General features: G+C 49.1%; 13 protein-coding genes and 1 pseudogene. All 14 read right to left on the minus strand.

The genetic code is table 11. The features are described 5' to 3' along the window. Positions 1-90: 90 nt before the first annotated feature. On the minus strand, positions 91-618 hold the full coding sequence (locus Q0620_RS05770) for a hypothetical protein (RefSeq protein ID WP_298783691.1): 528 nt from the start codon (positions 616-618) through the stop codon (positions 91-93). 132 nt (positions 619-750) lie between these two features. Next, the gene (locus Q0620_RS05775) at positions 751-1,137 is read right to left on the minus strand and encodes a hypothetical protein (protein WP_298783693.1); all 387 of its coding nucleotides are present in this window, start codon (positions 1,135-1,137) and stop codon (positions 751-753) included. A 355-nt stretch (positions 1,138-1,492) separates the two neighbouring features. Further along, positions 1,493-2,257: an NTF2 fold immunity protein gene (locus tag Q0620_RS05780; protein ID WP_298783695.1), complete on the minus strand. Its 765-nt coding sequence runs from the start codon at positions 2,255-2,257 to the stop codon at positions 1,493-1,495. Between the two features lie 368 nt (positions 2,258-2,625). Next, positions 2,626-3,126: a phosphoribosyl-ATP diphosphatase gene (locus Q0620_RS05785; protein ID WP_298783712.1), complete on the minus strand. Its 501-nt coding sequence runs from the start codon at positions 3,124-3,126 to the stop codon at positions 2,626-2,628. Between the two features lie 171 nt (positions 3,127-3,297). Further along, positions 3,298-3,636: pseudogene (gene hisI, locus Q0620_RS05790) on the minus strand (phosphoribosyl-AMP cyclohydrolase); the annotation flags it as partial. 292 nt (positions 3,637-3,928) lie between these two features. Next, positions 3,929-5,008, minus strand: a complete 1,080-nt coding sequence (locus Q0620_RS05795) for an SPFH domain-containing protein (RefSeq protein WP_298783698.1) — start codon at positions 5,006-5,008, stop codon at positions 3,929-3,931. An 8-nt stretch (positions 5,009-5,016) separates the two neighbouring features. Further along, positions 5,017-5,943 carry a branched-chain amino acid transaminase gene (locus tag Q0620_RS05800; protein ID WP_298783700.1) on the minus strand — a complete coding sequence of 309 codons (927 nt, stop codon included), beginning with the start codon at positions 5,941-5,943 and terminating at the stop codon, positions 5,017-5,019. Positions 5,944-6,096: 153 nt separating this feature from the next. Continuing rightward, positions 6,097-7,236 carry a phospholipase A gene (locus tag Q0620_RS05805; protein ID WP_298783701.1) on the minus strand — a complete coding sequence of 380 codons (1,140 nt, stop codon included), beginning with the start codon at positions 7,234-7,236 and terminating at the stop codon, positions 6,097-6,099. Further along, positions 7,226-7,792 carry a molybdenum cofactor guanylyltransferase gene (locus Q0620_RS05810; RefSeq protein WP_298783702.1) on the minus strand — a complete coding sequence of 189 codons (567 nt, stop codon included), beginning with the start codon at positions 7,790-7,792 and terminating at the stop codon, positions 7,226-7,228. The genes Q0620_RS05805 and Q0620_RS05810 overlap by 11 nt, the downstream gene beginning before the upstream one ends. Before the next feature lie 61 nt (positions 7,793-7,853). After that, positions 7,854-8,630, minus strand: coding sequence for a hypothetical protein (locus Q0620_RS05815; RefSeq protein WP_298783704.1), 777 nt, complete (start codon positions 8,628-8,630; stop codon positions 7,854-7,856). A 253-nt stretch (positions 8,631-8,883) separates the two neighbouring features. Then, positions 8,884-9,243, minus strand: a complete 360-nt coding sequence (locus tag Q0620_RS05820; RefSeq protein WP_297881245.1) for a nitrous oxide-stimulated promoter family protein — start codon at positions 9,241-9,243, stop codon at positions 8,884-8,886. 101 nt (positions 9,244-9,344) lie between these two features. Then, the gene (locus Q0620_RS05825) at positions 9,345-10,352 is read right to left on the minus strand and encodes an AI-2E family transporter (protein ID WP_298783706.1); all 1,008 of its coding nucleotides are present in this window, start codon (positions 10,350-10,352) and stop codon (positions 9,345-9,347) included. Positions 10,353-10,453: 101 nt separating this feature from the next. Continuing rightward, on the minus strand, positions 10,454-10,660 hold the full coding sequence (locus tag Q0620_RS05830; RefSeq protein ID WP_298783708.1) for a hypothetical protein: 207 nt from the start codon (positions 10,658-10,660) through the stop codon (positions 10,454-10,456). Positions 10,661-10,864: 204 nt separating this feature from the next. After that, complete coding sequence (locus tag Q0620_RS05835; RefSeq protein WP_298783710.1) at positions 10,865-11,029, minus strand: hypothetical protein; 165 nt, start codon at positions 11,027-11,029, stop codon at positions 10,865-10,867. Positions 11,030-11,083: the final 54 nt, after the last annotated feature.

Consider the following 11,083-nt stretch of genomic DNA (forward strand, 5'->3'; position numbering starts at 1 on the left):
TTTGTGTGAGGCTAAAATTTGTGTCCTGCACCGCGTACCTCGCTGCACTGCTTTATCTCCGCTCGGCAGCCTTATCAGCATCGCATGCCGCTACGTAAAACAAGAAAGTGGATATCTCGCGGCGTTTTTGTCCGTGAGCGCGGCAAGGAATAGGGCGATAAACTCCTCGAAGCTTTGCGCGATGAGTAGGGCATCCTCATAGATCGGTTCCGCGCCGAATATGATCCTGCCCGCGTCCGCGCCCTGCGTGAGGATGCCTGCGAAGCAGCGCTTGCCTCTGACCGAAAACAAAAACGGCAAGCACCCGCTCCAAAATGCGCTCACAGCGGCTCTTTGCGCATCGTTAGCCGCGCACTCCAGGCTGTCTTTTTCAAAATCTCCGTAGCGAAATTCCGCCTCGTCCGCGCCTGACGACGCATAATCCCTAGCGGACACGAACCAAACGGCGTCCGCAGCGTCATGCAAAGTCTCAAAAGAGCAAACGAAGCGGTAAAAATCTTCGCTTAAATTTTTAAATCTGCCGCCCAAAAATTCGCCCCGCGGCGGGCAAATTTCATCCCTGCGCCGTATCTGCCAGCCGTTTTGCGCCAGCGCGTCCATAAGTTCGTCAAAAACCATCTCGCCTCCCGTAATTTGGCGCCGATTATAGCATTTTGCTCGGCGCAGCGGTTAAATGCGGCTAAATTTATAAAATTTGCCTGCTCGCCGCGCATAAAAAGAGAAATTTTGCGCAAAATTTTATAAATTCGGTTAAAAATAAAACGGCGTTTCCAAATCGCCGCTAAATTTAGGCTCGGCAGAAGGCGTAAGTCGCAGATGAAAAACGGGCGTATCGCTTAAAATAGGCGTATCGCCGAGGGGAGCGGGCGAGCCGTTAAAATTTGCGCCTCGGTATCCGCCTAAAATTTCCAAGCGGTACCGACCGCGCTCTACGAGAAAGCTTAAGCTGTTTTGCTCGCTAATGCGGCTCATATCTTTAAAATAGCTGATGCCTGCGATTTTTAGCGTGCCCGATGAGTGAAAGACCCAGCCGCGAGAGATGATTTTCGCTTCGTTTTGTGCGAATATCTCCTCGCTCGCCTCGCCCACGGTAACCGCAAAATCGTAATAATCGCTGCGAACGCCCAATATCGGCACGGCGATGCCCTCTCTTGTGACCGTATCGCCGTGCTCGGTCTGCGTAAAATAAGCAAGAACGTCCCCGTTCGCAAGCCCGTGCTCATCCAGATAGCGCGCGAGCAGCGCGAGGACCCTTTATCACGAGGCCGCCCAGCTCGGAGAAAATTTGCCTCTTCATTCGCGCCTTTCTTTAATCGCCGTGCGCAGAATTTTACCGCTCATTTGCCCTCTCTTTGTTTTTGTTTCGCAGCGCCGATGAAATTTTATCGCCGTACTCTCGGCAGGCTAAATTTATCACAGTGCCCGCGGCAGGCTAAATTTTATCTCTGCGATCGCGCCGAGAATGAAATTTGAGCCCATTTCGCGCTCAAATTTACAGCCCGCGGTTTTTCCAGCAGCCGCTCATGCCTTGGCACTTATCTACGAGCCAGCGCCCGTCCTTGCGCACGAGCAGGAAGCGGCGCGCAAAGCCGTGTTCGTCCTTGGCGTAGATGTAAATTTTGTTTTTGCTCTCGCATTCGGCGTCCGTTAGCTCGTACCCGCCGTAGGTGCCGCCCTCCGCCATCGAAAACGAGATGCCCTCGGGGCGGAAGCCGCTGCGCCTAACGGGCGTGCAGTAGCGCGCAAAGAGCTCGTCGCATCTGCGCTGCACATCGCCGTCATCCGCGTCATCGATTCGCGAAGCGGCAAATTTCTCCCACTCGCTCATCGCCGCGAAAAATTCTAAAAGCGCACTCTGCGCTGCCGCAGCGTCCCGCGGATCAAGCTTCTTTTTGCTCTTTGCGGCGTCTCTTTGCGCCTGCTCAAACTCCGCAATCTGCTCCTTGCTAAACTGCCCGCCGCCAAGATAAAACTGGATTTTCGTATCCGCCACGGCTAGCAGACCCGCAAAGCTCACGCGTGAATTGACCAGGCGCAGCGATTTTAACTTCGGGATTTGCACGATCGCTTTTAGCCCCTCATCCGTAATGCTGACGTTCTCGATACCGGTGTGCTCAAGCTTGGCGTGCCTCGCAAAGTATCTAAAGCCCTCGCCGCTTATCTTATCGCTATCTTGTAAAAACAGATACGCAAGCTTCGGTAGCGTGGCTAGATGCTGTAGTGCCGCGTCCGTGATAGCCGTGGCTATAAAGCCCATATTTACGAGGCTTTTTACCTCGCAGATGCGGCGTCCATCTCATCGCTTAGCGCTACGTTTTCGTAGTGATGGTCTTTGCAGTAGCGCTCGCTAACGGCATCCAGGGCCTCCTGCATCGTGATCTGCCTTATCATCTATCCTTTAAATTTGATTTTAAAATTTTAGTGAAATTTTACGATTTACGCAAGCGCTTAAATTTACGCGCGGATTTGCTCGCGCAGCGCGATTAAATTTTGCGGCAATAGCGCGGTTGAAATATACTTTCGTCGTTGAAATTCGGCACAGAATTTCGGCAACACTTTTTAAATTTAGCTCGCCGCGCAAAGCGGGCGAGCGGAAAAGACGTCTTCACGATTAAATTTTACGCATCATTTTTCGCGACGACGCTTCTCTTCGATGCCGCTTTGTCCTTGCCTGCGCGCTAGCTCGTCAAGCAGGGCGTCCGGGTGGATATTGTGCGCCGCAAGCGCGAGCAGAAGGTGAAATACAAGATCCGCTCCCTCGTAAATCACGTCATATCGCGGCTCGCCCGCTCTGTGCTCGCCGAAGCCCTCGCGCGCGACGTCTGCGTAAAGCTCGCTACGCGAGAGGTCCTTGCACGCCAGTGCGAACTCGCACGCCTCCTCGGCGATCTTTTTGAGATAGGCGTTTTCACCCTTCGCGTAGAGCGAGGCGACGTAGGAGAGCGCGGACTCGCCGTTTAGCTTGCGATCCAAGCAGACGTGATAAATTTCGTCCAAAATACCGTACGGGCTTTTTTCTGCGGAGTTTTTAGGCGTAGAATTTTGCGCGGCGGCGTCTAAATTTTGCTCGCTGCGCTCTGCGGCGGAATTTGCGAACGCAGAATTCGTCGCAGTGGGGCTTTGCATTGCGGAATTTTGCTTACCGCAGGAATCGGTAGAATTTTTGGGCGTTAAATTCTGCAAGCCGTCGCAGGAAGCGGAATTCTGCTCTGTGCGGGAATTCGCGGAATTTTTCTGCACGAGAGAGGTTGCAGAGCCGTGCTCTGCAAAATTTATCGCGCCGCAAGCGTTCGGGCTCTGGATATTTTCGCCGCATTTTTGCAGCGAAATCTCTTTGAAAAAACAGCTTCGCGCGCCCGTGTGGCAGGCGGATCCGCCGCATTGCTCGACTTTAAGTAGCAGCGCGTCGTTATCGCAGTCCAAAAACGCCTCTCGCACGAGCTGAACGTGACCGCTGCTCTCGCCCTTTTTCCAGATGCGCCCCTTGCTGCGCGAAAAGTAGTGCGCGTAGCCGGTACGCAGCGTCAGGCTTAGTGCCTCTTCGTTCATATACGCGAGCATCAAAACTGCGCCGTCGCCCGCGTCCTGCACGATCGCTGGGAGCAGCCCGCCTAATTTTTGCCAATCTACCTTCATCTTTGATCCTTAATTTGCGAAGTCGCGCGCCCTGAATTTAGCCGCCGCATACGGAATTTAGTTATAAAATTTACGAAGCGGCGAGCCTCGTAAATTTAAAGGACAAACCTGGCAGCTAAAATTTTAAGCGACCGCTAGGCTTAAGCCGCGACGAGCGCGAGTTCTACTTGTCACGAGCTTTCGAGTTCGCCGCTAAGATTAACTTGCGAAATCGCGAGTTAAGCTTATGCGCCCGGAGCAATTCGCTATTAAATTTATCTCGCGAAATCCGGGCGTATAACCGCCTGAAATTTTAATTTTCCCGCTCGATGGCGCTTTGCTTCGCCTTATCTTTCGTATCGACCCAGATATTAGGCACCGCGCCGCCCGGCGTTAGGAAAATTTTCGCGTCGCCGTTTTCGCGCAACGCCTCGTTAAATTTAGCCTGCGTCTCGATCTGCTTAAGGCTTAAAAGATTTGTATCCAAGCTCTTTGCGATCTCTTTGTTGGCGTAGGCTTGCGCGTCGGCTTCGATCTTGGCGGCATCGGCGCGACCTTGAGCCTCGATTTTGACGGCGTCTGCGTTACCTTTGGCAAGAGCAGCCTTTTTAAGTGCCTCTTGATTTGCGCGCTCGACCTCGTATTTGGTGCGCTCAGCCTCCTGTTTGGCGATCTGTACGCTCTCGATCTGCTCCTTTACCTTTGCGGGCAGAATGATCTCGCGAAGCTGCACGGCTAGCAGATCTACGGGTGAATTCGGCAGTGCTTCGATATTTTTGCGGATGCCGTCGTCGATCGCTTTAGCGATCTCGTCGCGTTTGGTAGGCAGCTCTTCGGCGGCATAGTTGCCGATGACGCTACGCACGACGTCCTTTACGCGCGGATCGATGATCTTATCCTCCCACAAAAAGCCCCACTCGGCGATCGTGTTGGGCGCCGTGGCTTCATTGAGCCTGTATTGCACGGTGATGTCGATGCTGACGGGCAAATTTCGCGAATCCAAAACCGAGAGCGAGTTTTTGCTGATGATACCGCCCGCGGTGCCGCTTTTAGTAGCGATACCCGCGCTCATATCTTCGCTGCTGGTGTAGTTGATGATACGCGTGCGAGTATCTACGACGAATACGTCCTGTATGAACGGCACGAAAAAGTGAAGTCCCGCGCCAAGAGGCGTCGGATCGTATTTGCCTAAATTTGACTTGATCCCCACTTCGCCCGATTGGATCGTGACGAAGGGCTTTGCAATCACGAGCAGCGCAATTAGCGCGATTATCACGTAAAGCACGCCGCTAAACTTGCCCATTCCTCCAAAATTAGGAATTTTAAAATTTAAATTCCCGCCTTTTTTGTCGCTATTTTTCTTATTAAAATAATCATTCAAATCCGCAGGCATGCGTGTCCTTATTTAACGTAAGTGAGCCAGTGCTCAAATTTTGGGTCTTCGCCCGTGACTACCGCGAAATACGCTTTTTGCAAGCGGCTTGTGATGTCGCCCATCTCGCCCTTGCCGATGATCCTGCCGTCGATGTTGCTAATCGGTGTGACCTCCGCGGCGGTGCCGGTAAAAAATGCCTCATCCGCGGCGTAGAGCTGATCGCGAGCGATACGCTCTCTGCGGACTTCGTAGCCCAGGCTGCGCGCGATTTTTATGACTGAATTTTGAGTAATGCTCTCTAGGCTGGTGTCGTTCGGCGGAGTGATGATGAGCCCATCTTTTACGATAAATAGGCACTCGCCCGGCCCCTCCGCGACGAAGCCCTGAGGATCGAGCAGTATCGCCTCATCGTATCCCGCATCGACCGCCTCAAAATTTGCCATCTGCGAGTTGAAATAATTCGCACTCGCTTTGGCTTTTGCCATCATCGAAAATTGCGCGGGCTTCATCCACGATGAAATTTTAGCTTTGATGCCTTTGCGTAGCGCCTCTTCGCCCATATACGCGCCCCATTGCCACGCTGCGACGATGACGTTTACCGGGCAGTTCGTAGATGAAACGCCCATCGAGCCGTAGCCGAAATACGCTAGCGGGCGGATATAAACGGTCTGATCGAAGCGGTTTTTCGCGACGACGTCGATCTGGGCCTGACGAAGCTGCTCGAAGCTGAACGGAAGCTTGATTAGACAGAGCTTTGCCGAAATTTCAAGACGGGCAGTGTGCTCGTCCAAGCGGAAAATCGCGTAGCCTTTGTCGGTTTTATAGGCGCGTACGCCCTCAAATACGGCGTTTCCGTAGTGCAAAGAGTGCGTCAAAACGTGGGTAGTAGCCTCCACCCAGGGGATTAATTTGCCGTCTTTCCAGATGAACTCGGCCTCTTGAATTTGTGCCATTTCTTGATCCTTTTGTTTAAAATTTAATCTGCGATTTTAGCTAAAACAATATTAATTTCTAAGAAATTTAAAAGCGGTTGAAATTTGGTGCGATTTTAAGACGCACAACGAGTCGTGAGTTCAAATTTAGCTCGCAACTCGGTGCAGATGGCATTAAAATTCCACGAAAGAAAGCCCGATGCCGATCTTATTGACGCTGCGTTTGTAATCCGCGAGGCTCTCGCCGTAGCCGTTAAAGTAGCGCAGATAGCCGTAAAATCCGCTATTAAAGATCGGAAAGCTATAGTTCAGCTCGATCGCGCCGCGGTTACTGCCGTCAAAATGTAGGTTGTTTCGCCACAGAGCGCTAAGTCGCTGCTTGCCGAAGGTGTATGACGCGCGCAGATCGCCGTAGCCCATATAATCCGCGATGTCCTCATTCGTGCGGTCCAGCCAAAACGCATACCAGGCTCTGGGGGTGATCGAAAATCCGTCCGCACTCCACGTGCTTTGCGCGTAGAGCCTATTCCATGAGCGCGATTCCTCGCCACCCTTGCCGTTTGATTCGTGCATGGCGCCTATCTTTAGCTCGTCCGCAAACGGCACCGGCGCGCTAACGTATAGCTCGGGGCGATAGTTGCTCTCGCGGAAAGGCGCGCTATCCTGCGTGATCTGCCACCAGGAATTTTGCGCGTAAGCGAATGAAATTTTCTCTCCAAGCCCCAGCGCGTCGTAGGTGATCGGTCGCTCGAAGCTAAACTCAAAATGCAGTTCATCCGCCTTGCGATCGGGTTTTTTACTGAAATCGTGGGTAAAGAGCATATAGATCGGCTCGTAGTATTTAAGCCCCAAAAATCCAAAATTTCGACCATTTTGCTCGCCTTGCGGCGTGGAATCCAGCGAGGCGGAATTTTGCGAGAGCGAGGCGGAATTAGATGATGCTAAATTTGACGCCGAGCCCGACGCAGTCGAGCCTGCGTCTAAGAAATTTGATGCAGCAGAATTTAGCGCGCTGGATTCTGCCATGGCGGAATTTTGTGCTAAAGAATTTTGCGGCACCACAGAGTTTAAAACGGCGGCATCATCGTGCGAAGCGCGGTTTTCTGCGGACGAGGTAGAATTTTCTGCGACTTTTCGGCGCGGTTTATCGCCTTTATCCGCTAGGCTTGCCGCGGCGATCTTTTTGTAATAGATCATCGCGTTTTTGTAATCGCCTTTGGCCTCGTATTCGCCGGCCTTTGCGTACAGCTCGGTCAGGTCTTGCGCGGCTAGACTCATGGCACAAAGCGCGAGTGTTAAAGCTTTAAATTTCATCTGCGCCCTTTAAATCGTTTTGATAATTTATATTTAAAAACTGCTCTTTGTTTTTGAAATTTAGCACTTTGGAATTTGCAGATCCGATGAGTGCACCGATCTTATGCTCTCCTGCACGGTAGAGCTCAAGCGCGCGCGGCGCGAGAGCTGCGTCAAAAAATCCGCACAAGCTATGCCTATGCGCTTCGTCGCCCGCCACGCAAATTTGCCCCTCCTGCTCGCTAAGGGCGCGAATGGTGGAAATTTCTACAAATGGCATATCGGCGGGGATGATAAAAATGCGCTCGCCGCTAAATGGTTTCAGCGCCGAATACAGCGCGCCCATCGGCGAAAATTCCTCAAATTCGTCGTAGATCATAGGAAGCGGCGGGTTAAATTTAGAGCTTTTGGCGCAGGCGAAAACCCGCTCAAACTCGCATCTTAAGCGCGAGAAAAGAAAGTGCGTCATGCTGGGATGCCCGCGGAATGGAAACAGCGTTTTGTCGCTGCCGAAACGCGAGCTTTTGCCGCCGCAGAGAATGACGCAGGTTTTCATCGAAATTTCACCGGCTTCCATCGATCTTTATCGCGGCGAAATTTTAAATTTGAAAGTAAAATTTGAAAGAAGCGCGGGCATATTAGTCTTTTTGCATATATTTGGCTTTGCCAAGGGCGTTGTTTGCGATGAACTGATAAAGGCTCGGCGCTTGAAGCTTGGCTAGCTCGGGGTATTTGGCCTTAAGCGTCTTCCATATGTCATAGACGCGCATACCGCTTGCGTAAAGCTTCATAATCTCGCTAAAATGCGGATCATAAAGGCTCGGTTTTTTATACAGCGAGAGTTTGCGGTCGGTATCAAGTACCGCGTTTGCCTCGATAAAAGCAGCAAGATCGCGCTCGCTTACTTTTGCAAAATCCTTTTCGTATTGAGATTTCATATGCTTTAAAATTTCTTTATTGCTAACGCCTTGGAAGTGCATTTTCTTGATCTCGAAGCGATACGCGTATAAGAAATCCTCGCTTTTTTTGGCGGTTGCGCGAAGTCTTGTTTTTTCATCTTTGAACGTCACGGAGATAAAGTGTGTAAGCCCGGGCGCAGTAACGGCGTTTTTGAACGCTTCGTCCTCCTCGCCGATCTTTTTTAAGATCGCCTTGACGGTGTAGCCTTGGGCGATGAGGTTTGAAATTTTATCTTTATACGGTTTGTAGTCGAATCGCACGCGTCTAAAGCCCGTCTCGACGCTGATTTTTTTATAGATCCTCGCATGCTCTCTAGATGTAAAATACCTCGATTTCAGCCCTTTGCGGAGTTGTTCGGCAACCGCGGTAAAATCGTCATAATCGGCGATAGACGCGATTAATTCCTTTTCGTTTACGACCCTCCCGTTAACGACCGCGATGGTAATGACCTTCATATTTTCTCCTTTGATTGGGCACAATTCTAACTTAAAACTATAAACTCAAATTTAATTATTTATTATCAAGGATTGCGGAGGATTTACGTTTGCGAGGCAGAATTTTACGCGCTAAGATTTATTATTTTGATTGATTTTTATATCTTTTTGTGCTTGTTCTCACGCCGCTTTTTTATACTTTTTTGCATAAAGATGAAGCGAGCTTGCAAAGATAAATTTTACCCGCAAACTCTAGCTAAATTGCCCGCACAAATTAGCTTTTTTTAAACGAAAAAAGCTTTTTGATCTTTGTAAGTCCTAGCTTCATGCCGCTATATTTCATCATCTTAGCCATATTTACCCACATTTCACGCTCGTAGCACGGATGCGGGCAGTGGTGACAGCGCGGCTTTTCGGTATGTGGGCAGGCGCGTAAGCGCGCATAGGCGTAACGCAGCATCCGCTCGCAGTCGCTACAGAGATGAAAGTGCGTCTGCACTAGCCCCTTATCGTCTTTGTAGTCATGAAGCACAGCACCGTCTTTTTTAGGCGCATCCGCATGCTTGCCATCGCAGTAAATTTGGATAAATTTCGTCACCGTATTTACTTCGTAAATAAATTTTTCGCTCGTCATATTTGATCCTTTGGGCGGATTTTATCTAAAAGAGACAAAAATACTCTTGAGCGCGCTCAAGTTAGAATTTATAGAATTTTAAAATTCCGCGGAATTTCGCTTTATCTTTCGACCTTGTTGCTTAATAGAGTCGCGATGAAGCGCGTTTTGTCATTTGAGGCAAGCGCGATCTGAATGCTCATCGTAAGCGGCACAGCCAAAAACAGCCCACCGATGCCGAGTACGAAGCCCCATAGCAGCAGCCCTGCAAGTACGCTGATCGTTGAAAGCCCGAGCCCTTGCCCTAAAAATCGTGGCTCGATGATATTTCCGATCGCTACGTTTACAACCAAATAGATTGCGATAGTCCAGATGCTAGAGCTTATATCCATCGTAGCTAGCGTCACGAAAAGCGTCGGAAAGACCGCTACGATCGAGCCTATCGTAGGGATGAAATTTAGCACGAAAGCTAAAATCCCCCACAGCGCGGCATATGGAACACCAAGAGCCCACAGCCCGAGCCCGATAAGCGCACCGGTGCAAGCTGAAGCGATAGTTTTGATTAGCAGATATTTTTTGAGGCTGGAGGCAAATTTCTTCACGAAAGTGTGCGTAGCATGGCTACTTTGCGAAAAATAGCGGATTTTTTCGTCGATCACAGAGCTTTCAAAGACCATAAATGAAACCATTATAAAAATGAAAAATCCCGTCGAGACTATCGAGCCTGTTTTGCGCAGTAGTGCAGATAGCTGTGCGGCGGCTTCGCTCGGATCAATGCCTAGGCTTGCGGCGTTAAGCTCTATGCCGAATAGAGAGAGCTTCGCACTCACGCCTCCTAGCACCTCTTCAAATTTTGCTTGAAGCTCGGGCAGGCGCGCTGAAAATTCCTTGATCGCATCGAAGATGACTGCGCCGAAAAACACTATAATCGCCACGAAAGCGAAAGTGATGATGAGGAAGCTAAAAACGCGCCCGACGCGGATCTTTTGGACATAAAGCACCAGCGGCGAGACGAGCACCGTGATGAAAATAGCTAGCAAAAATGGCACGACGATAGCCTGCGCGGCTTTAAGACCAGCCAGGATGATTACGACGCAGGCAACCGACATCAAGGACATTTGAAGCTTCAAGGATTCTCCTAAATTTGACATTTTCGCAGAGCTTTTACGCGAAATTTTGGTGAAAGGATTTTAACTAAAATTCCATAAATTTATGACTAAAATTTTATATATCATTTCTTATCCCATAAATTCAGTTCACTTTGAATTTCTATCTTTATATAATAAGAATTTTCTGTAATACCTGCAAATTTTGCCAATATTTTTGTCTCATCGGAGGAGCTTAAATGTACTGGAAATGATTTTGCTCCATTAGAAAGCAGCCAAATAGTACGTGTTATTCCGTCAGAAAATGAACAAGCGTATTTTGTTTCTTTCACATAATTCTTTTTAAAAAACGGAATACATCTTACTTTTATTGGTACATAATACTCATCAGAATAACAACAAACTCTAGCCAATGGCACAGTATTACCAAGACCCTGTTTAAAGCCCTCTTCTTCCCAACTATATTTGTAATCGTTTCGCCAACCATCTTCCCTTTTATTGCTTATTTCTTTATCTACATCAATTTTATTATTACGTCATAATTCTAAGAATTTTATGCTATCAACAAACGCAATATCTCTAGTGTTATTTGTAAATGGGTGGCACATATATACAGATTTTTGGTTTTTAATTTTTAATTCAAAAATAACACGTTTTTCTTCAACTATAATATTTATACCGGGAAAACGTTCAAGCTTCATATTGCACTCCAATCCCTATATTTATTGACATGGCTTATCATACAAAATGCTCGC

The sequence above is a fragment of the uncultured Campylobacter sp. genome (genome assembly GCF_938017615.1).
Lineage (GTDB): Bacteria > Campylobacterota > Campylobacteria > Campylobacterales > Campylobacteraceae > Campylobacter_B.

Coding starts and splice junctions, on each gene's coding strand:
- Q0620_RS05780 (WP_298783695.1), bottom strand. CDS start 2,257: ATGGGCTTTATAGCCACGGCTATCACGGACGCGGCACTACAGCATCTA.
- Q0620_RS05795 (WP_298783698.1), bottom strand. CDS start 5,008: ATGCCTGCGGATTTGAATGATTATTTTAATAAGAAAAATAGCGACAAA.
- Q0620_RS05815 (WP_298783704.1), bottom strand. CDS start 8,630: ATGAAGGTCATTACCATCGCGGTCGTTAACGGGAGGGTCGTAAACGAA.
- Q0620_RS05800 (WP_298783700.1), bottom strand. CDS start 5,943: ATGGCACAAATTCAAGAGGCCGAGTTCATCTGGAAAGACGGCAAATTA.
- Q0620_RS05805 (WP_298783701.1), bottom strand. CDS start 7,236: ATGAAATTTAAAGCTTTAACACTCGCGCTTTGTGCCATGAGTCTAGCC.
- Q0620_RS05810 (WP_298783702.1), bottom strand. CDS start 7,792: ATGGAAGCCGGTGAAATTTCGATGAAAACCTGCGTCATTCTCTGCGGC.
- Q0620_RS05770 (WP_298783691.1), bottom strand. CDS start 618: ATGGTTTTTGACGAACTTATGGACGCGCTGGCGCAAAACGGCTGGCAG.
- Q0620_RS05785 (WP_298783712.1), bottom strand. CDS start 3,126: ATGCAAAGCCCCACTGCGACGAATTCTGCGTTCGCAAATTCCGCCGCA.
- Q0620_RS05835 (WP_298783710.1), bottom strand. CDS start 11,029: ATGAAGCTTGAACGTTTTCCCGGTATAAATATTATAGTTGAAGAAAAA.
- Q0620_RS05820 (WP_297881245.1), bottom strand. CDS start 9,243: ATGACGAGCGAAAAATTTATTTACGAAGTAAATACGGTGACGAAATTT.